Here is a 21,323-nt window from a genome sequence, read left to right on the forward strand (position 1 = left end):
AAATACATGGCATTAGAACATCATTTAGACGCAACACTACGGCACAAGCAACAGGTCGACAATTCGCGCGACTACGTACTGCCATTCATACAGCAGGAATTTCCGAAACTGGAAGGCCTGCGGGTAATGGAGGTAGGATGTGGAGAAGGCGGAGTGCTGATCCCGTTCCTGGAAAAGGGTTGCAACTGTGTGGGCGTGGATCTTGCACCTGACCGTATCGAACTGGCTAAGAATTTCCTTCAACAATACCTGGATGGCGGACAATTAAAGCTGATCGCCAAAAACATCTATGATCTTGACTTCCTGGGAGAATTCCAGCATTCTTTTGATGTAATTATTTTGAAAGATGCCATCGAACATATTCCTGACCAGGAAAAAATCATCGGGCATCTGAAGCAATTACTCACCCCCCGGGGACAGGTATATTTTGGATTTCCACCGTGGTATATGCCACATGGAGGCCATCAGCAGATCTGCGCCAACAAATTCCTCAGCATGGTGCCTTATATTCACTTGCTGCCAAGACCCTTATACAAAGGAGTATTGCGGTTGTTTGGTGAAGGTGATGATGTAGTGGTGGATCTGATGGATGTGAAGTCGACCGGCATTTCTATAGAACGCTTTGAGCGCATCGTAAAACGCCAGCACTATAAAATTACCCAACGCAGATTTTATCTGATCAATCCCATCTATAAATATAAATTCGGTGTAAGCGCAAGAGTGCAGTGGAAGCCCATTGCAGCCATTCCCTTCTTCAGGAATTTTGTGACTACCTGCATGTACTATATGATTAAGCCGGAATAGCTTTTTAGCTTTTAGCCATTAGCTTTTAGCAAAATGCAGCGGAGAACATAATATATATGTTTATCTCCGCTGCATTTTGCTAAAAGCTAAAAGCTAATGGCTAAAAGCTTATCTACTCCATATCTCCCACGATGCTTCCGCCTGCAGGATCAGCATTTCATGTCCATTTTTAGTGGTAGCTCCTTGTGCAGCGCCTTTTTGTAAAAAGGCTGTTTCTGCCGGATTATACACCAGGTCATACAACAGGTGCCTGGAGGTAAGGTATTGATAAGGTATTTCAGGAAACGTATCTACTTTGGGATACATGCCTAAAGGGGTAGTATTGACAATAACGGTATGGGCTGCAACGGTCGCCTGGTCCAGTGCGTCATAAGCTATCGCTCCGTTAACCGGCTGACGGCTTACTACAGTATAGGTAATACCCAGTTGCTCCAGTGCATACATAATTGCTTTGGCGGCACCACCGGTACCCAGCACCAGGGCACTGGTATGATGGGATTGCAGTAATGGCTGCAATGATTTTGTAAACCCGATTACATCTGTATTATACCCTGTTTTCTTCCCGTCTTTAAAATGAATACAGTTAACGGCGCCTATTTGTGCCGCCGCTTTGCTGAGTTCATCCAGGAAAGGGATGACTACTTCTTTGTAGGGAATAGTAACATTTAATCCGCTGAGTTGCGGATGTTGCTCCAGCAGGGTCGTGAATTCGGAGATACCGGGTATCGGGAAGTTTTCATACTGACAGCCAGTGATCTGTTCCTTTTCAAATTTTTCTTTAAAGAACCCTTTTGAAAAAGAGTGGCTAAGCGGATAGCCAATAAGTCCGTAAATCTTCATGAAGCCGATAATTGAAAATTACGAATTACGGAATTACGAATTACGGATTTGTGGGTAGATAGTAGACCTGACATGATCAGTCACTTATATCTTCCCACAAATCCGTAATTCGTAATTCCGTAATTCGTAATTATTAAAAAACTATTCTCTATCTAAAAACAGGTTAAACGTATCTCCTCTTAAGCCAATACGCATAGCTTCCAGGGAAATAACTTCATTAGGCGCCAGGTTGCCCAGGTTGGCATTACATCCTACGAGTTCCAGGAAGTAAAGCTGTTGGGCTTTTTGTGGTGCTTCCCAGATAATTTTTTCAGCGGGTATCTGTGTCAGGATTTCCTGTACCAGACCTTCGCGTACTTCACCGCTACCGCGATAAATACCAACGTTACCGCTTTCACGGGCTTCGGCGATCACATAGGTAGCACCGGCTGCCAGTTCAGCGCTCATCAGCTCAATCCACTTATAGGGAGGGATGATGTGTTCAGCATCTTTAGATCCTACTTCACTCAGTACCAACCCGATTTTAGCGAGTTTCTCAATATAACCGCATTTTTCAGCATGCGGGATAGTGATAGAACCATCAGAAACTTCCATGTAGCTGATGCCGTAATCCTTTACTACCTTAATGTACTCCTCAAACTGATTACGGATAACAAAGGCTTCAAACAGGGTTCCGCCAAAGTATACAGGGATGTTTGCTGCCTGGTAAAGTTCAATTTTTGCGCGCAGGTTGGGCGTAACATACGCAGTGCCAAAACCCAGTTTCAGGATATCAATATGAGGACCTGCTGCCGATAAAAAATTTCGTGCTTCTTCCAAACTAAGGCCCTTATCCATTACCATGGTTAAGCCATGTGTACGGGGCTTCTTTGTCCTTTCCGGGATTTGTGTCAGATTAAAATTCATTTGAAATATTTTTATCTTCTTATTGGTCAGTAAAACACATACTAATTTTCGCCAGGCACTTCGGGATAGCGTAGATGCAATTTTAGTAACCGGAAATACTGTTGACTTTTGTCCATGACAATTAAAAGCCGGCGCAAAAATAAGAAGTATACTTTATTTTATTAAAGTAAATAACATTGGTTAACGTTTGCGGCGGTATTGCGCAATCAGATCCACCACACTCACATGCTGTAATACAGCAGGGTCAAGCTCTACGAGCTTTTTGACAATTTTTGGCGCCTGCTGCAAAGCTGTTTCCAGATGCAACAAACCCTCTTTGGTTTTCCCCATAGCGATCAGGATGGCTGCCCGGTAGTAGATAAATATGGGCTTACGGCCTGCCTTTTCCTCCGCTATTGACAGCTGTACCAGGGCTTCTTCCAGGAAACCGGAAACATACAACCCTTTTAACAGCTCCTGCCAGGTAACTGCGCTCTTGGGCCGGGTACGTACCGCATTCATAAAATGAACCAGTGCGTCTTTGTTTTTTCCCAGCTCCAGGTAGCATTCACCCAGGCTCATATTATATTCCGCGTTGGTTTTGTTTATTTTAAGTGCACTCAGCAACGATTTGGCGGCATTTTCCCAGTTGGCTTCCATCATATAAGCCACCGCAATCTTATAATACAGCTTATCATCACTCGGACTCAGATGCGATGCCTTCCTGTAATAATAGCGGGCCTGGGTAAATTTGCGCTGTCTTTCGTAACAATGCCCGATAGCTTCATAGATAACATCCTCCGGTTTCGCTATTTCCAGGTGTTTCTGGAGCACTTCAATGGCTTCGGCATACTTACGCAGGCGGATATACGCATCGCCCATATTCCGGTACGCATAATCGAATTTTTCATCAATTGCTACCGCATACTGGTAAGCATCTATGGCCTTCTCGTATAACTTCAGTCCCTGAAAAGCAGTACCCAGGTTAAACCAGGCCAGCTGGTTAAAGGGATGCTCATCTATAATAGCATTGTGCAAACGGATACTTTCTTCATTGCGACCAGTAAACTCTGTCCAGAAGCAGATCTTATGCAAGGCTTCCTCACTGTTGGGATCATATTCCAGTGCCATTTTCAGGCAATCAAATACTTTTTCAAATTCCTCCCAGTCATCATATACATCGGCCAGTTCCAGCAATAGCTCCGTCCTGTCTTCTCCGGAAAACTGCTCTATCTGTTCTTCCAGCACACTAGCTGCTTTCTGATGCTGATTCAGCGCCAGGTAAACATCTGTCTGCAGTATATAAAGATTAATGTCAGTGCGGTCCAGTACTTCTGCTTTCTCCAGCAAATCCAATGCTTCCTTGTACTTTTTGGTTTCTATCAGTAAGTTGGCCTTTTTAAGTAGTAATGTGGAGGAATAAGGGAATTGTTCGATGGCTATTTCTGCGGCCTGCAATGCGATCGGCATTTCGTCATGCTCGTCATAATAGTCTATGATCTGTTCAAATGAATCTTCGTCCAAAAAAGAATGAGACTTACCAGCCCTGAGATTTTCAAACTGCTGCAACAAGTCTCTCAGATCATCAAAATCTTCGTTTAAAAAGGAAAAGTCTTTACTCATTACTGTAAATATAGTACTTTTATTTATGCCCAAATATGGGGTAAAAATGACCTTTTAAATATTTTTTAACATTTCCTTGTGATTTAATCGTATCTTGCGTTAAGAATATGTTATTTAATATATCAAAAAGTTTGTACATTTGTGTTACAATGAAAGCGAAAACATACATATCACGCACTTTTTCATTGTCTTGCTTGTTGGCGGGCGCTATGGCGTTTTTTGCTCTCAATGCCCTGGCGAATAATAGCTTTTTGCCCTCCGATAACGAAAAAGACAAGTCGAAAAAAACGGCTGACAGCCAACACTTTGTGTTGAATACTGCTATGCCTAAAACCAACCTGAGCCTGGATGCAGCTTACCGCTACTCCGGTACTTTCAGCTCAGACTTTAAGTTTAATACCAACAATGTCAATAGTAGTACTAATAACGTGATCAACCTTAAAGCGGTCATGACCTATACTAAGGGTAACGTTACTTATATTGTTCCTTCTAACGTCCAGGTGCAATCACAACCACCCGGAAACATGAACTTTCAGAAATTGCAGATTATTCTGCCACTCAAGAAAGGGTAATAAACTTTACGTTTCTTCAATTACAATATGGGCCGGTTAAAAAGTTATACAGCTTTTTAACCGGCTCTTTTTTTGGGTCAGATGTTTGCCATCCCTGCATCAAGTCCACCTCAAGTCCACCTCTGCTGCAGTGCTACTATATATCCACAGCCTGTTTCAAGCATAGGATCAATATAGTCAACATAGTGAAAAGACAATGTTGACTACAATGATTTTACGCTATCCCCTGGTTTTCAACTTGATCCATTTCCAGGACGTTGTTTTCCTGGATTTAAAAAGATTAGCGAAGATCAATGTGGATGTCCCTCATCTATCTTCGCTAATCTTTTTAAATCCTATAAAATCAAGTAAAAAATGCTGGAAAATCATCTAAATCAGTATAATCCTGAAGAAAGACAAAAAAACTACATATTCTTCAACTCTTCCTGACTTACCTCTTTATAGCCTGTTTTAGGCACATCAAAATAAGAAGCAGGAATTGGGAACAAATCTACTTTGGTGGCAATTACGCGCGTTTTAGCACCGGTTTTGGTCAAAATTTCAAACTCCAGGGGAATACCCTTCAAATTCACAAAACGACGGTTATATTGCTTGTTTTCCGGTATCAGGTCAGTGGCATAAAATACCTCGAAAGTCTGGCCATCCGGCATGGTGCCAATCGCTTTTCTGCAGGTATACCCTGCAATCTCCTTGGTGTCTGACTGATCCTTAAACTGAATATTTTCATATTGTTTCAGGTCCTTGTTGTACTGATCTTTACCAGCCCGGATCAGGTATTTATTGCCATGCTGATCAATCAGCGTGGTCATAGTTTCCGTTTTGCTGTTAATGAGATAGGTATAATGAACGATATTGAAATTCATATCTATCCTGCTCAGTGGCCCACGCATGTATTGGGTAAAGGTGCTGCCTTCCAGCATGGCATCCATTTGCAGCTGCTCTGGCGGCAGCTCCATTTTGTAAATAATTTTAGCATCTGAAACAGTACGCTGCGCCAGCAATGAGCCCGCGCAACATGCCAAGATAAAAGTTAATAACAACCGGTATGACATAGTGTGGTGTATTAGTTGAATGGCGGTATAGTTATGGTTGGTAAACTAACTACCAGGTAAACTTTTCTTTATTTAAAAAAGCGGCGATGCCGCGTTTACAGTCATCGTGTCCACGGGTTTCTGCATTCAATGCTGACGCATGCAGCAACCCTTCCGCTAACGGTAAGTCCAACACTGTGCCAATCAGTTTTTTGGTTACTTTCAGTGAGTTCGCGGAGGCCTCCTTACACAGGCTGCCAGCCACTTTAGCTACATAGGTATTAATTTCTGCTGCAGGTACCACCGCAGTGATCAGGCCATCCGTAGCCGCTTTTTCTGCCGTTACCAGTTTCCCGGTCAGCAATAATTCGCGGGACCTGCCCTCTCCTATTTTACGAACCAGAAAAATGGCCACCAGCGCAGGAATAAACCCAATCTTTACTTCGGTATAGCCGAGCAAAGCTTCCGGTACGGCGTAACTCAGGTCGCAAAGGGTAACTAACCCGCAGCCCCCGGCAATCGCGTGCCCTTCCACCTGGGCAATTACAATCTTATCAAGGTCGTAAATCTCCCGGAATAACTGCATCAGTTCCCGGGAATCAGTGAGATTTTCTTCATAGGTATTTTTTTGTAGTTGCTGCAAGTACTCCAGGTCGGCGCCAGCACAAAATGCTTCGCCATTTCCCTTCAAAATGATCACTTTCACCGCCTCATCTGCTTCCGCAGCCCGGAAGGCTTCCCGTAACTCCGCTACCAGTTGGCCATTCAGCGCATTACGCTTTTCAGGACGATTTAAGGCGATGGTAGCAATACGATCCGCTACAGTATATTGTAAAAAAGAAAAAGCCATAATTGAAGAATTACGAATTACGAATTACGAATTAGTGATTACCGGGAGAGGGACAAGAACCTGATCTTCTCACCACTCCGTAATTCATAATTCGTAATTCGTAATTTTCCTTATGGCAATCTAAGCAAAAAAAATTTAATGGGTAATCTCCTGTATTACCTGCCCTACATTACCACTGGGCATCTGAATATGTAATAATGCAGCCAATGTAGGTGTAATATCTGTCATACCAACGGTACGGTTGGTTTTGCCGGGATGAATACCCCAACCCATCCATACCAGCGGAATATGTGCGTCATAAGGATACCATAAACCGTGTGTAGTACCGGTTTTACCGCCATCAATATAGCCAGGGGTTAATATCACCTGGATATCACCACTTCTTTTGGTGTTAAAACCGTTAGAAAGCATCGTACGCATTGGCTCCGGTAAAGTAGTCGTCATCAGGTTTTCGATGGGAAAAACTTTGGCGATAGCCGGTGATTTCAGCAAACGGGCAATGATCAGCTGCCGGATATCGGCTTCACTTTTCCCTGCCTGCGCAATGCCATCATGATCCAGCCACAACTGGTAGTTATCAGATCCTTTTATTGCTCCTTTTACACCAAACTTGGCAGCCACCAGGTCGTTGAGATCCTTTATGGCAGCCGGCTCATCCCAGGTACCCCCAGGCAGTTTGTTTTCTTCCATAAAACCTGGTACATGTGCTACCCCATGATCTGCGGTAATAAAAAAGAGATATTGTCCCTTGCCTACCTTAGCATCCAGGTATTTAAAAAGCGTGGCCAGATCCTGGTCCAGGCGCAGATAAGTATCTTCAATTTCTATAGAATTAGGTCCAAACTGATGACCTACATAATCCGTAGAAGAAAGACTTACCGCCAGAAAATCAGTGACATTACCTTTACCCATATCATAGGCTTCCAGGGCCTTTTTAGCAAATTCCAGGGTCATGGTATTACCAAAGGGAGAAGCAGAAATAGCGGAATTGGAAATATCACTCAGGTTATGCGGGAACGAAGTATTTGTGGCATTTTTATACTTGCCTTCATAAGCTTTTTCGTCTGCTGTACTGAGGGTATAAGTAGATACCGGGTACAGGGTAGTCCAAGGTTTACTGAGATATTGCTGTGGGAATTGCTGTTTATTAAATTCCTGTGCCCATACCGGCAATTCTTTCATATAATAGCTGCTGCTCACCCAGTTACCAGTGCTGCCATCATACCAGAAAGCCGCGTTGGCACTGTGTCCGGCGGGCAAAATGGCGCCACGGTCTTTGATTGCTACACCTACTACCTTGCTCTGAAAATGATTGGATATCCGGAGTTCATCACCGATGGTAGTGACCAGCATATTGCGCGGACTCATTTTACCTGCAGCAGAATTGCTGCCAACTGTGCTAACAGTTGTATCTTCGGCGCAATACATGGTGCGGCCCAGTTCGGGACTGTACCACGTGTTGCCGATAATACCATGGATAGCAGGAACAGAGCCGGTGTATACGCAGGTATGGCCACAGGCCGTTATAGTAGGGGTATAGTTGATCAGGGTATTTTCACAGGAAAAGCCTTCCTGCAGCAATCTTTTAAATCCTCCCGCACCATAGCGGTTGCCATAGCGGTAAAGGTAATCCCAGCGCATCTGGTCTACCACCACGCCCACTACCAGCTTAGGTCTGGCAGACATTTTGGTGGTTTTGGAAGCAGCAAGATGATTAAAAGGTTTGGGAGAGGTCGCTTTTTGCGCCCTGGTAGCTGTTGCGGACAACAGGAGGGCCGCTGTCAGGAAATGTGTAAATTTCATCAGATCGTAAATATTTAAAAATCACTGTAATACAACGACATAAGGCGTTGCTGCTTAGCAAATAATTTGTTTTCGGAGACGCGCCAAATGTAAACCAAGTTTACAAAAAGTAATATTTTAATACCTTTGTGTCCATTTTAAATGGAATGAATTAACCATTACATAATATATCGTATGGATATTTTCGAGAAACTGCTGAAACATCTGGGCCCTATCGGGGAACATTCAGACAGAGCCCATGGCTATTTCGCATTTCCTAAACTGGAAGGAGAAATAGGCCCCCGCATGAATTTCCGGGGCAATGAAAAAATTGTCTGGAGCCTTAACAACTATCTGGGTTTAGCCAACCACCCGGAAGTGCGTGCTACCGACGCTCAGGCTGCCGCCGACTACGGAATGGCGTCTCCAATGGGAGCGCGTATGATGAGTGGTAACACTAACTATCATGAGCAGCTGGAAAACGAATTGTCCGACTACATGGGCAAAGAAGCGACTACTTTATTAAACTACGGCTACCAGGGTATCATGAGCGCTATTGACGCCATTGTGGGCCGCAGAGATGTAATTGTATATGATGCAGAATGCCACGCCAGTATCCTGGATGGTTTACGCCTGCATCCCGGCAAACGTTATGTGTTCAAACATAACGATATGGAAGATTTCGACAAACAGATGAAGCGTGCAACTGAACTGGCTAAAACCCAGGGCGGCGGTATACTCGTGGTAACAGAAGGCGTATTTGGTATGGCCGGTGACCAGGGTAAACTGAAAGAAATTGCCTCTTTTAAATCTAAATATGAGTTCCGTTTACTCGTAGATGATGCGCACGGCTTCGGCACAATGGGTAAAACCGGTGCTGGTACCGGCGAAGAGCAAGGTGTACAGGATCAAATCGATCTGCTGTTCAATACCTTCGCAAAATCCGGTGCTTCTATCGGAGCTTTCATCAGCGGCGAAAAGCAAATCATCAACTTCCTGCGCTATAACATGCGCTCACAGATCTTCGCAAAATCCATTCCTTTACCTATCGTTATCGGACACCTGAAACGTGTACAGCTGATGCGTCAGCATCCTGAAATGAAAGCGAAACTGTGGGATAATGTGAATAAACTGCAGAACGGATTGAAAGAACGTGGATTCAACATTGGCAGAACCAATTCACCGGTAACGCCGATTTACCTGCAGGGCGATATTCCGGAAGCTACTGCTATGTGCCTGGATCTGCGCGAAAACTATAACATTTTCTGCTCTATCGTGGTATACCCTGTTATTCCTAAAGGACAGATCATTTACCGCCTGATTCCTACTGCTGCACACAGCTATGAGGATATTGAACTGACACTCCAGGCGTTCAGCGAAACCAAGGCTAAACTGGATGAAAAAGTTTACCAGGTTGCTGAAATCCCAATGGTATAACAGTCACACCGATCATAATATTAAAAGCCTTCCTGCTCTTCAGGAAGGCTTTTCTATTTAAAATGGGAAAAGGCCAGAGGGGTCATAGCAATAAGGTAAGTCAATAAAGGGCTAAAAAACAAAAGGGCTGATTTTACTCAGCCCTTACTTCAAATCGTTCTTTCACTAGGTGTAATTTTTCATTAGATTTCATCAGGACATGGTAGAGAACAAATGGTTTTCATAGAAATTGGAATAACCAAGTGATTCCAAATATTTTATAAAATAGGTTTTATTTTAATTCAGTATTTCTTTTCATTGATACTTATCAAAAATAGGGGAGATTTCAGCAAATTCTATAACACATCCGTTGGATTTTGTTAACAGCTTGTTAAAGATTAACACTGCGGTAATACATCACTAAAATGTAAAAAGGCCTGTTTTTTCCCAATATGATCAAAAAAATTCCCTTTTGCGTAAGCACTTCCCACCATTAGCGTGATAACTTTGCGGCGGAAGCAATACATACTCAGGCCTTTAACCATTATGGCTGGTAAAGGCAGGGCGCCGGACTACGTCTATAGCACATTCGTTGACCGCCACGTCCGGGTAATGCTCCCGTCAACTGATAAAGGGATCATTAAACGATAGGAATTGAAACTTCAATGGAGTAAACAGTTTTTCCGGATACACCGGATCATGGGTTTAATAGCCGGCATCCTGCTGCTGCTGTTAAGCATTACCGGCAGTATGCTTGTTTTCAGTGATGAAATAGATCATGCGCAATATGCCAATGCATACCACGTTACCCCCGAAACACAATCCAGGTCACTACAGGAGCTCATGCAGGACGCCCGGCAGTCACTTCCCGGTAATCCCTACCTCTTTTTTGTAAGACTACCGCAGGCGCCCGATGAAAGCATCGTGCTGAGGGCCGAATATGCAGCAGATCATAAGGTATACGTCTTCCTGAATCCATATACCGGCAAAATATTACAGCAATACGCCAATACAGACCATTTAACGGGCTACGTGCTATACCTGCACTTCACCCTCCTGAATGGTAAAACAGGGGCCACGATCGTCCTCATTGCGGCAATAGCGCTATTTTTTTCCGTTCTCACCGGCATATTTATTTACCGGAACGCCATTGTCAAAGTGCTGACTTTCCGGGTAAAACCGGAATGGAATAACCGCACCCGGCGCTGGCGGAACCTGCACCGCATCCTCGGTGTATGGGCACTGCTGTTTAATCTGCTGATTTCCCTTACCGGATTTATGATGGAGCTGAAAGTGCTGGACTCCCGGAAAAATCCCAAAGCCAGCTTTGAAGCCGTTCCTTTCGCCGGTGATTATGAACCCCTCCTGGAAAAAGCGAAAGCCAGTATACCCGGCTTCGAAATAATGGGAGTACGCCCACCCAAAAAAGCCGGCGATCCCCTCAGAATATTGGGACATGCACACGAATCCGCCTTCTTTGGTGAGTATTCCTCTTCGGTATTTATCGATGCCGGCGGCAACATTAAAAAAACAGTGAATTTCAGTAACGCCTCCTTTGGCGATAAATTCAACGCCTGTATAGCACCACTTCACTTTGGTAACTATGGCGGCATTATATTAAAAATCATTTATTCACTCCTTGCTTTAACCCCCGGCGTATTGTCTGTTTCTGGTTTCCTCATCTGGTATCGCAGAAAATATATTATTAAAGTACACAACAGGATTTAACATAGCTATGAAGCAATTTTTTATTTTGGGTTTGGTGGCAATGATGGCCACGCTGCAGGCAGCAGCGCAAAAGATACAGGGTACAATAAAAGATACGACCCAAACAGTCGTTCCCTTGCTGAGAATCTACCTTTCCGGTACACAAAAGCATGCCGTTACCGGTAACAACGGCCAGTTCACCATCAACGACGTAAAGCCTGGCACCTATCAGTTACTGGCTGCAGGCATCGGTTATAAAACACTGGAACAAACTGTTACCGTAACTAACAGCACCACTCAACTGGATCTGACTATACAGCCATCAGACGTTGGCCTGAATGAAGTAGTGGTAACGGCTAGCCGCAATAAGGAAACACTGGGTACCGTACCTTCTTCCATTACCATCATTTCCGGTAAACAGCTACGCGAACAAAGCGCCATTACTACAGACATTAACCAGTTGCTCAGTATGAATGTACCCGGACTTACGCTGGGGACCAACACCTCTACCAACAAAGGACAAACCCTTCGTGGCCGCGGTATGCTGATCATGATTGATGGTATTCCACAATCTACCCCGCTGCGCAACGGCGATAAAGATATGCGTAGTATAGACGTTTCCGTTATTGAAAGAGTAGAAGTCATCAAAGGATCTACCGCTATTTATGGTAATGGTGCAGATGGTGGTATCGTTAACTTTATCACCATCAAAGCCAACCCCAGCAAACATTTCAGCGGAAGCACCGATGTGAGCAGCGCCGGTTCTCTGTTACATCCTTCCAATACCGTTGGTGGCCGCATCTCCCAGAACATCACCGGCAAAATCAATAAATTTGATTACGTAGCCAGTGGTACCTACGAACAAACCGGCGTAGTAAAAGACGCTGACGGCGTGATCATTGCACCTTTCCAGTCACTCGCACAAAATAAGAACCTGAACCTTTTTGCAAAATTGGGTTATGATATCAACAACAACAGCCGCATAGAAGTGATGTACAACTACTACCGCACCATGCAGTACAGCACGTATGTGGATTCTGCTACCGGCAAATTTGGAGAAGCTCCCATTATAGGTGTAAAGGGCACCAATCCCGGCGATAAACAAGGTACACCGTATAACCACAACGCCTATGTGAACTATACCAACAAAAACATTTTTAAAAACACCTCACTGAACGCAAACCTTTACTACCAAAGCTTTTACACGGTTTTTGAATATTCTGATTTCTATGCACCTCCCGGCAACTCCGCTATTGTTTCCAAAAAAATGGGCGCGAGGATAAACTTTAATACCCTTTTCAACTTCCACCCTAACTTATTCGGTGATATTACCTGGGGCGTGGACATCCTGAATGATAAAACTTCCCAGCCACTGACCGATGGCCGTGGTTTTGTACCAGAGATGAATATGAAAAACTATGCACCTTATGCACAGTTAAAAACATATCTCTTCAAAGACTTCCTGGTAAAAGCAGGCGTGCGTTATGAAAATATTTCCCTGAACATTCCTGATTATACCACGATCAAATTTGGGAACTATGCCGGCGGCGTATTTGTAAAAGGTGGCAACCTGCCTTATGAAGCGCTGGTATTCAACGCCGGCTTACGTTATACCAGATACCCGGTATTCAATCCATTTGTAAGTTATTCCCAGAGCTTTTCCCTGTATGACCTGGGCCGTACCCTGCGACTGGCGAAAGCAGTGTCTAATGGAGCTACCAGCATTAATACCATTGAAACCGAAGCCATTATTACCAATAACTACGAAGCCGGCTTCAACAGCAACATCGGTAAATTCAATGCTTCCGGTGCTTATTTCATCAGCACTTCCAACCTGGGTACCAGTTTAAAAGATGTAAACGGCGTTGCTGTGCCGGAGCGTGCTCCTGAAAGAGTACAGGGTTTTGAATTCACAGCCGGCTACCAGTTCCGGTCTAACTTATCTGCCAACGCTTCTTATTCACATGTAGAAGGTAAGAAAGATGTAAACGGGGTAAAGACCTGGTTACCTACCACCCGTATTTCTCCGGATAAGATGACCGTGAATGTTAACTACTCCCCACTGAAACAATGGGATCTGGGTGTGTATTATATTTATTCAGGTGTACGCAAACGCTTTGATATCAATCCTTCCACCAAACAATATGACCTGGGCAATGGACCTGTCAGCGATTTCTACCTGGTGAATTTCTATACTACCTATCGTTTCAATAAATCGATGGCCATCCGTTTAGGTGTGGATAACCTGCTGAATGCTGATTATTACCCGGTAGCATCACAGGGAAGAGTACGTACCGATTCTTATATCAAAGGCAGTGGTGCCAGGTTTAATTTAGGATTTAAATACAACTTTTAGTGAGCTGAAGGCATAAAGCAGAAAGCAAAAAGCTATTGAGGCGATTGACTAAAGCGTAGAATATATATTCGCTTCAATCAATCGCCTCAATAGCTTTTTGCTTTCTGCTTTATGCTTTACGCTTTCCGAAGATGTTCTTCAATAGCGGTGTCGTATGATTTCTTCCAGGTGCTTACATTACCCCAGTCTTCTCCGTTTACTTTGATGTGTTCGCCGGTAACAACGCCCAGTTTCTCGTAACGTACGGAAGTATCAGAAGCGTCTACCAGACCGTGCATCAGTGCTTCGAACTTCTCTTTATCTTCCGGTCTAACGGTTACTACTACACGGCTCTGGCTTTCACCGAACAGGTAGGCATCTTTACGGAATTTGTTATTGGTAGTCAGTTCAAATCCTTTTCCTGCAGGCATAGCGCTTTCCAGGAGGGTAACGAATAAACCACCATCGCTCACATCGTGTGCTGAGCGGATCAGGCCTGCTTTATTCAGTTTAGTGATAGCCTGGTGTACGTGCAGTTCCTCATCGAGGTTGAAATGCGGTGCAGGGCTATATTCTATACCAATGATTTTGTGCAGGTATTCGGAACTGTTGATATCGTTGCGGCTGCGACCTATCAGGTATACCAGGTGGCCTTCTTCCTTGAAATCAAGGGTGATGCGCTGATCCAGGCTATCAAGGATACCCACCATACCGATGGTTGGTGTTGGGTATACCGGACCATCAGGAGACTGGTTGTAGAAGCTTACGTTACCGCCGGTAACAGGTGTATTAAATTTGCGGCAGGCTTCACCCATACCTTGTACTGCGTGTACAAACTGGTAGTAAACTTCCGGATCGTAAGGGTTACCGAAGTTCAGGCAGTTGGTAATAGCAACTGGTTCACCACCGGAGCAAACGATGTTACGGGCAGCTTCTGCTACTGCGATCTGTCCGCCTTTATGAGGATCAGCAAAAACATAACGACCGTTACAGTCGGTAGTCATTGCCAAAGCTTTCTTGGTTGGTTTTACCAATACGATGGCTGCATCGCTTGGTGCGTTGGTGCTGGCATTTGCAGTACCTACCATGCTATCGTACTGGTTGTAGATCCAGCGTTTGGAAGCGATGTTAGGCAGGGCCACCATTCTTTCTGCTACAAAATGCGGATGTTCTGTATCAGGAATGTTGTGGATATCAAATGCTTTTATTTTGGCGAAGTAAGCGGGTTCGGTATAAGCGCGGTGATATTGGGGAGCACCGCCACCCAGTACCATACTTTCAGCAGGAACGTCTGCTTCCAGTTCGCCGTTCATATAGAACTTCAGGTTTTTATCTTTGGTTACTTCACCGATTTGTACGCAGTGCAGGTCCCATTTTTCGAAGATATCCAGTACTGGTTTTTCTTCGCCTTTCTTCACAACGATGAGCATGCGTTCCTGGCTTTCGCTCAGCAGCATTTCCCATCCTTTCATATCTTTCTGGCGGGTAGGTACTTTATCTAACCAGATCTTCATACCATGTTCGCCTTTAGCGCTCATTTCTGCAGTGGAGCAGGTAATACCGGCTGCGCCCATATCCTGCATACCGATGATGGCGTTTGTTTTGATGATTTCGAGACAGGCTTCCAGTAATTTCTTTTCCTGGAAAGGATCGCCTACCTGAACAGCAGGTAAATCTTCCGCGCTGTCTTCTGTGATATTGGCAGAAGCGAAAGAAGCACCACCGATACCATCTTTTCCGGTAGCAGAACCTACGATGAAAACAGGGTTGCCTTCACCATAAGAAGTAGCGGAAACGGTTTGTCCTACTTTTACGATACCGGCGCTGAATGCGTTTACCAGTGGGTTGGTACCGTAGCAGTCTTCAAAATAAACTTCACCACCTACCGTAGGAACGCCGAAGCAGTTACCGTAGTGGCCTATACCATGTACAATACCTTTTACCAGGTGTTGTGTTTTCTTATCATTAATATTACCGAAGCGCAGTGAGTTGAGTGCAGCGATAGGGCGAGCGCCCATTGTAAAGATATCGCGGTGAATACCACCAACACCTGTTGCAGCGCCCTGGAAAGGTTCGATAGCGGATGGGTGGTTATGCGACTCTATTTTAAATACAACCGCGTAGCCATCACCAATATCTACCAGACCGGCATTTTCTTCTCCTGCTTTTACCAGCAGCCTGTCACCATCGCGGGGCAGGGATTTCAGCCAAACGATTGAATTTTTGTAAGAGCAGTGCTCACTCCACATTACAGAATACATACTTAATTCTGTAAAGTTGGGGGTACGGCCTAAAATGGATATAATTCGTTCAAACTCGTCAGCGGTAAGTCCTAGCTGTTCAGCAATTTCTACGGTGGTTTGCATGTATTTAAGTATAAAAAACGAGTAATTTAAAAGAAGTCGCAAAAGTACATGTTTTTCCTGCAAATGCCAAGAGGTTGCCACCTGGCTTCAAATGGTAAATTTTTAGTCACACTACATCATATTATTAATTTTTAAATTCATCAGATTAGAGACAAGTGAAGCATAAATATTTAACGAAACAGCAAAAAAACAGCTCTTTTAAAGCCCTAAATGTAATTTTTCAGTTAAAATGAACAATTTATTTGCATTTATAGCTACGGATGCGTTCTTTTGTGTAAAATAATTTACAGCATGCAATCGTTACGTTTCAAAGCGCTGGAAGGATTAGCTGGCGTAGACTCCACTCTCACCGAACATAACGGTAAAATTACCGATGTATTTGGCAGCAATGTTTTCTCTGGTAAAGTTGTTCGGGAATATCTGAGCGATGAGGCTTATAAAAGCCTGATGAACTCTGTTAAAAATGGCACCAAGCTGGAACGTAAGATGTCCGAGCAGATCGCTTCAGGCATGAAAGCATGGGCGATGAAAAAAGGTGTGACTCACTACACACACTGGTTTCAGCCATTGACCGGCACTACCGCAGAAAAGCACGATTCATTTTTCACGCTGAAAGGTGATGGTACTGCATTGGAAACTTTTGATGGTGATGCACTGGTACAACAGGAACCAGATGCTTCCAGTTTCCCTAACGGTGGTTTGAGAGCTACCTTCGAAGCCCGCGGCTACACTGCCTGGGATCCTTCCTCTCCTGCTTTCATCCTGGAACAGGGTTATGGTAAAACACTCTGCATACCTACTATCTTTGTTGCCTACACCGGCGAATCACTGGATTACAAAGCTCCATTGCTGAAAGCACTGGCTGCTATGGACAAAGCTGCAGTAGACGTATGTAACTATTTCGATAAAAACGTTACTAAAGTAACTGGTACCCTGGGTTGGGAACAGGAATACTTCCTGGTAGACGAAACAATGGCTAACGCCCGTCCTGATCTGATCATGACTGGTCGTACCGTAGTTGGTCACGCTCCTTCCAAAGGTCAGCAGCTGGAAGATCATTACTTCGGTGCTATCCCTGAGCGTGCTTACGCTTACATGCGCGATTTCGAAGTAGAATCTTACAAACTGGGTATTCCTTTAAGAACGCGTCATAATGAAGTAGCACCTTCTCAGTTTGAGTGTGCTCCTATATTTGAAGAAGTAAACATCGCAGTAGATCACAACTCTCTGCTGATGGATGTAATGAATAAAGTGGCTAAACGTCACAAACTGAAAGTGTTACTGCACGAGAAACCTTTTGCAGGCATCAACGGTTCCGGTAAACACAACAACTGGAGCATGTCCACCGATACCGGTGTTAACCTGCTGGCTCCCGGTAAAACACCGAAGACCAACCTGATGTTCCTCACTTTCTTTGTAAACACCATTAAAGCGGTTCATGACTATGCTGATCTGATGAGAGCTGCTATTGCTTCTCCCAGCAATGACTTCCGCTTAGGTGCCAACGAAGCGCCTCCTGCTATTATCTCTGTATTCTCAGGTAAATACCTGTTTGATGTACTGCAGGAAGTTAAAAACCGTGTTAACAACAAGTTCGACGAACAAGACGAAGCGATCCTGAAACTGGACCTGCACCGTCACATTCCGGAACTGCTGCTGGACAACACTGACCGTAACCGTACTTCTCCTTTTGCTTTCACCGGCAACAAGTTTGAATTCCGCGCCGTAGGTTCCTCTGCCAACTGTGCTTCTGCCATGACTGTATTGAATACGATCGTTGCAAAAACACTGACTGACTTCAAAGTTGAAGTAGATGGTCTGATCGAAAAAGGCGAGAAAAAAGAGATTGCAATTATGCAAACTCTTCGGAAATATATTGTAGATTCGGAAAAAATACTGTTCGAAGGCRACGGCTACAGTGAAGAGTGGGAAAAAGAAGCAGAAAAAAGAGGTTTAGCTAACGTTAAAACCACACCAAAAGCACTGGATGCTATGGTGACTGCTAAAGCTGCCAAACTTTATACAGATACCGGCGTTTACAACGAAAAAGAACTGCACGCACGCCACGAAATACTGCTGGAAGATTATGTGAAGAAAGTGCAGATCGAAGCCCGCGTTATCGGCGACCTCGCTACCAACACCATCCTGCCGTCAGCTATCAGTTATGTAAATGACCTGGTAACTAACATCCGCGGACTGAAAGAAATTGGTTTAGGCGATGATGCTGTTAAAGCTCAAACACAAATTGCTGCTAAAATAGCTGAACATATTAATGCCATTAGTGAAAATGTACAGGCTATGATCGAGGCGCGTAAGGTAGCTAACAAGCTCACCGACAGCCGTCAGAAAGCGATTGACTACTGTGAAAAGATTAAGCCGTACTTTGATGTAATCCGCTACCACTCCGATAAACTGGAGTTCCTGGTGGATGACAAAAAATGGGCACTGCCTAAATACAGAGAGCTGCTTTTCTTGCGATAAAACCGTAAGATTGTTTTGGTGTATGATTAGCCCCGGATTTTCATCCGGGGCTTTGTTTTGTTAATATTTCTCCTTAGATTTAATTACCCCTGTTACTGAACCACCTCACTATTACTATCATAAATTATTGCAGTAACCCTTTAACCCTTAGCCCCGGTAGTGTTTTAACCCATAAATACCACCTTAATTTTTACTTATGAAAAGACATTTATCCCTGGCAGTAATGACCATTGGAATCTGCTTTGCAGGCACCATGACAAGTATACTCTTTCCAACACTTCCACTAAAATATGTTTACATCCTTCCTACCTCCGGACGCTCCCATTGATCATTATTTTTTAACCAAAAAACATTTAAAACATGAAAAAGAATTATCCCCTGGCACGTTGTGCTATGATTTTACTGTTTGTAGTCCTGTTCAGCAATTGCGTTAAATCCCCGATCTGTTTACCTGCCCCCCCGCATTATGAAATCACTGGATTTGGCGCAGAGAAGTACGACAACACGAAAGATACCTTTCACATTACCTACAACTCCAGACACAATCCCATCCATATAATCGGCCGGGTCATCACTGAAAACTATCCTCAATACCTACTGGGCTATGATGCTCAAAACGCACTTAAAATAGTAATAGGTGCCTCCCATGATGAAAGCACTGAGTTTGAAATGGGCTATAAATGTGTTTGTGATAATAAAAAAAGAGTTATTTCAGATAGTGTGTTTGCATACGGCCACTACGACAGGAATACACTTACTATTGTTGATGCCCGTTATCTTTTCTTCGTCAGAAAATATGCTTACGATCACCTCGACAGGATTACCCAGGTGGTAGATAAACGCTTCCTGCTGGTGGAGGATCTTTTTGAAATGCGAACAACCTCCTACTTTTATAATGCATCCGGTAATGCCTATAAGATCAATACTTTGATCTTATATCCTAATGGTAGCACCGTGTCAAATGATGTATTTCCAGTGTACGATAATAAGGTAAATCCAAACCTGCTGCATCCTCTCTGGCAATTCTTTAATCTCGATTATAGCAGAAACAATCCATTTATTGCTGATTCTTATAACAGCTATGGTTTACCGGTAAAAGTCCCTTTTAAAAATCCTAAAATGGATTCGCAACATTTTTTGTTATACCCGGTAAGGGCGTACGAAATTTTCTACGGACGTCAATAACCCTCACGCTCAACGGATGTAAAAAACATAAAAAAAGGCCTCCTGATCAGGAGGCCTTTTTTAAATAATATATCCGTTACCGTTATACCAACTTAAACGTCTCAGTAAACTTGGTGGTAAAGTTGCCTTTACGGAAGTTTTCATCGCGCATCAGCTGCTGATGGAAAGGAATAGTTGTTTTAACACCCTCGATCACGAACTCGCTCAGCGCGCGTTCCATCGTATTGATGGCTTCTTCGCGGGTTTGCGCCATGGTAATAATTTTCGCTACCATAGAATCGTAATAAGGAGGAATTACATAACCGGCGTAGATGTGGGAATCAACCCGCACACCATGACCACCAGGAATATGCAGTGTAGTAATTTTACCCGGAGAAGGACGGAAATCATTGTAAGGATCTTCCGCATTGATACGACACTCGATGGCATGCATCTGTGGCGTATAATTTTTTCCGGAGATAGGAATACCTGCAGCAATCTTGATCTGTTCTTTTACCAGGTCGAAGTTGATTACTTCTTCTGTTACCCCATGTTCTACCTGGATACGTGTATTCATTTCCATGAAGTAGAAATTACGGTGCTTATCTACCAGGAACTCAATGGTACCAACACTTTCGTAGTTGATAGCACTGGCGGCCTTGATAGCTGCTTCCCCCATTTTCTCACGCAGTTCAGGCGTCATAAACGGAGAAGGAGATTCTTCTACCAGCTTCTGGTGACGACGCTGAATAGAGCAATCTCTTTCGCTGAGGTGACATACTTTACCGTATTGATCACCCGCTACCTGTATTTCAATGTGACGGGGCTCTTCCACGAATTTCTCCATGTAGATACCATCATTACTGAAAGAGGCACGGGCTTCATTCTTAGCCATGTTGTAGGCGGTTTCAAGCTCATTCTCATCCCATACCACGCGCATACCTTTACCACCACCACCGGCAGTAGCTTTGATGATTACCGGGAGGCCCATGCTTCTGGCGATTGTTCTGGCTTCTTCCACGCTCTGGAGTAATCCTTCAGATCCTGGAATAACCGGTACACCGGCAGCAATCATAGTTTCCTTGGCAGTCATCTTATCGCCCATTCTGCGGATCATTTCCGGAGTGGGGCCGATAAACTTAATACCATGTTCACCACAGATTTCAGCAAAACGGGCATTTTCTGCCAGGAAGCCGTATCCGGGGTGGATAGCGTCTGCATTGGTGATTTCAGCAGCCGCCATCAGGTGAGGGATGTTCAGATAAGACTCAGTGCTTTGTGGTTTGCCTATGCAGACTGCTTCATCGGCAAATTTCACATGCAGACTGTCTTTATCTGCTGTAGAATAAACTGCCACCGTTTTGATACCCATTTCCTTACAGGTACGGATAATCCGAAGGGCAATTTCACCACGGTTGGCAATCAATATTTTTTTGAACATTGTTTTCCTTATAAGTTGATAATAGC

General features: G+C 44.0%; 15 protein-coding genes. 7 read left to right on the plus strand and 8 right to left on the minus strand.

Annotated elements, in window-relative coordinates:
- Positions 1–6: 6 nt before the first annotated feature.
- Positions 7–804, plus strand: a complete 798-nt coding sequence (locus AB4Z08_RS04535) for a class I SAM-dependent methyltransferase (protein WP_441572566.1) — start codon at positions 7–9, stop codon at positions 802–804.
- A gap of 108 nt (positions 805–912) precedes the next feature.
- On the opposite strand, the gene AB4Z08_RS04540 is transcribed toward AB4Z08_RS04535, so the two are convergent.
- The 3 genes from AB4Z08_RS04540 to AB4Z08_RS04550 form a co-directional block, all read right to left on the minus strand.
- Entirely contained in the window at positions 913–1,644 is a 732-nt protein-coding gene (locus AB4Z08_RS04540; RefSeq protein ID WP_441572567.1) for a shikimate dehydrogenase family protein, read from the minus strand.
- A gap of 141 nt (positions 1,645–1,785) precedes the next feature.
- Positions 1,786–2,550, minus strand: coding sequence for a phosphosulfolactate synthase (locus AB4Z08_RS04545; RefSeq protein ID WP_441572568.1), 765 nt, complete (start codon positions 2,548–2,550; stop codon positions 1,786–1,788).
- Between the two features lie 180 nt (positions 2,551–2,730).
- Positions 2,731–4,152 carry a tetratricopeptide repeat protein gene (locus tag AB4Z08_RS04550; RefSeq protein ID WP_133808696.1) on the minus strand — a complete coding sequence of 474 codons (1,422 nt, stop codon included), beginning with the start codon at positions 4,150–4,152 and terminating at the stop codon, positions 2,731–2,733.
- A gap of 149 nt (positions 4,153–4,301) precedes the next feature.
- Between AB4Z08_RS04550 and AB4Z08_RS04555 the strand changes: the two genes are divergently transcribed.
- Positions 4,302–4,724, plus strand: coding sequence for a hypothetical protein (locus AB4Z08_RS04555; protein ID WP_441572569.1), 423 nt, complete (start codon positions 4,302–4,304; stop codon positions 4,722–4,724).
- Positions 4,725–5,128: 404 nt separating this feature from the next.
- Here AB4Z08_RS04555 and AB4Z08_RS04560 read toward each other — a convergent pair whose 3' ends face one another.
- From AB4Z08_RS04560 to pafA, 3 genes are all read right to left on the minus strand, one after another.
- Complete coding sequence (locus tag AB4Z08_RS04560; protein ID WP_441572570.1) at positions 5,129–5,680, minus strand: hypothetical protein; 552 nt, start codon at positions 5,678–5,680, stop codon at positions 5,129–5,131.
- 145 nt (positions 5,681–5,825) lie between these two features.
- Positions 5,826–6,605, minus strand: coding sequence for an enoyl-CoA hydratase/isomerase family protein (locus AB4Z08_RS04565; protein WP_441572571.1), 780 nt, complete (start codon positions 6,603–6,605; stop codon positions 5,826–5,828).
- Positions 6,606–6,740: 135 nt separating this feature from the next.
- Positions 6,741–8,408: an alkaline phosphatase PafA gene (gene pafA / locus AB4Z08_RS04570; RefSeq protein WP_441572572.1), complete on the minus strand. Its 1,668-nt coding sequence runs from the start codon at positions 8,406–8,408 to the stop codon at positions 6,741–6,743.
- A gap of 174 nt (positions 8,409–8,582) precedes the next feature.
- On the opposite strand from pafA, the gene AB4Z08_RS04575 reads away from it, so the two are divergent.
- The 3 genes from AB4Z08_RS04575 (at position 8,583) to AB4Z08_RS04585 (ending at position 13,866) form a co-directional block, all read left to right on the plus strand.
- Positions 8,583–9,824 (plus strand): aminotransferase class I/II-fold pyridoxal phosphate-dependent enzyme, encoded by a 1,242-nt coding sequence (locus tag AB4Z08_RS04575; RefSeq protein WP_441572573.1) that lies wholly within the window; start codon positions 8,583–8,585, stop codon positions 9,822–9,824.
- 633 nt (positions 9,825–10,457) lie between these two features.
- Positions 10,458–11,531, plus strand: a complete 1,074-nt coding sequence (locus AB4Z08_RS04580; RefSeq protein WP_441572574.1) for a PepSY-associated TM helix domain-containing protein — start codon at positions 10,458–10,460, stop codon at positions 11,529–11,531.
- A gap of 7 nt (positions 11,532–11,538) precedes the next feature.
- Entirely contained in the window at positions 11,539–13,866 is a 2,328-nt protein-coding gene (locus tag AB4Z08_RS04585; protein WP_441572575.1) for a TonB-dependent receptor, read from the plus strand.
- A gap of 116 nt (positions 13,867–13,982) precedes the next feature.
- Here the strand turns inward: AB4Z08_RS04585 and purL are convergent, their stop codons facing one another.
- Positions 13,983–16,211, minus strand: a complete 2,229-nt coding sequence (gene purL, locus AB4Z08_RS04590) for a phosphoribosylformylglycinamidine synthase subunit PurL (protein WP_441572576.1) — start codon at positions 16,209–16,211, stop codon at positions 13,983–13,985.
- Positions 16,212–16,502: 291 nt separating this feature from the next.
- Here purL and AB4Z08_RS04595 point away from each other — a divergent pair, with 291 nt between their 5' ends.
- A complete protein-coding gene (locus AB4Z08_RS04595; RefSeq protein WP_441572577.1) occupies positions 16,503–18,692 on the plus strand; it encodes a glutamine synthetase III family protein in 2,190 nt (729 codons plus the stop codon).
- A gap of 360 nt (positions 18,693–19,052) precedes the next feature.
- Positions 19,053–19,877, plus strand: a complete 825-nt coding sequence (locus tag AB4Z08_RS04600) for a hypothetical protein (protein WP_441572578.1) — start codon at positions 19,053–19,055, stop codon at positions 19,875–19,877.
- A gap of 82 nt (positions 19,878–19,959) precedes the next feature.
- On the opposite strand, the gene accC is transcribed toward AB4Z08_RS04600, so the two are convergent.
- Entirely contained in the window at positions 19,960–21,297 is a 1,338-nt protein-coding gene (gene accC, locus AB4Z08_RS04605) for an acetyl-CoA carboxylase biotin carboxylase subunit (protein WP_441572579.1), read from the minus strand.
- Between the last annotated feature and the right edge of the window lie 26 nt (positions 21,298–21,323).

Source organism: Chitinophaga sp. RAB17 (assembly GCF_052114225.1).
Lineage (GTDB): Bacteria > Bacteroidota > Bacteroidia > Chitinophagales > Chitinophagaceae > Chitinophaga.

What these genes read in the sequence shown, in the direction of transcription:
- AB4Z08_RS04585 (WP_441572575.1), top strand. Translation starts at nt 11,539, where the DNA reads ATGAAGCAATTTTTTATTTTGGGTTTGGTGGCAATGATGGCCACGCTG.
- AB4Z08_RS04560 (WP_441572570.1), bottom strand. Translation starts at nt 5,680, where the DNA reads ATGGAGCTGCCGCCAGAGCAGCTGCAAATGGATGCCATGCTGGAAGGC.
- AB4Z08_RS04575 (WP_441572573.1), top strand. Translation starts at nt 8,583, where the DNA reads ATGGATATTTTCGAGAAACTGCTGAAACATCTGGGCCCTATCGGGGAA.
- AB4Z08_RS04600 (WP_441572578.1), top strand. Translation starts at nt 19,053, where the DNA reads ATGAAAAAGAATTATCCCCTGGCACGTTGTGCTATGATTTTACTGTTT.
- AB4Z08_RS04550 (WP_133808696.1), bottom strand. Translation starts at nt 4,152, where the DNA reads ATGAGTAAAGACTTTTCCTTTTTAAACGAAGATTTTGATGATCTGAGA.
- pafA (WP_441572572.1), bottom strand. Translation starts at nt 8,408, where the DNA reads ATGAAATTTACACATTTCCTGACAGCGGCCCTCCTGTTGTCCGCAACA.
- AB4Z08_RS04535 (WP_441572566.1), top strand. Translation starts at nt 7, where the DNA reads ATGGCATTAGAACATCATTTAGACGCAACACTACGGCACAAGCAACAG.
- AB4Z08_RS04555 (WP_441572569.1), top strand. Translation starts at nt 4,302, where the DNA reads ATGAAAGCGAAAACATACATATCACGCACTTTTTCATTGTCTTGCTTG.
- AB4Z08_RS04540 (WP_441572567.1), bottom strand. Translation starts at nt 1,644, where the DNA reads ATGAAGATTTACGGACTTATTGGCTATCCGCTTAGCCACTCTTTTTCA.
- purL (WP_441572576.1), bottom strand. Translation starts at nt 16,211, where the DNA reads ATGCAAACCACCGTAGAAATTGCTGAACAGCTAGGACTTACCGCTGAC.
- accC (WP_441572579.1), bottom strand. Translation starts at nt 21,297, where the DNA reads ATGTTCAAAAAAATATTGATTGCCAACCGTGGTGAAATTGCCCTTCGG.
- AB4Z08_RS04565 (WP_441572571.1), bottom strand. Translation starts at nt 6,605, where the DNA reads ATGGCTTTTTCTTTTTTACAATATACTGTAGCGGATCGTATTGCTACC.
- AB4Z08_RS04545 (WP_441572568.1), bottom strand. Translation starts at nt 2,550, where the DNA reads ATGAATTTTAATCTGACACAAATCCCGGAAAGGACAAAGAAGCCCCGT.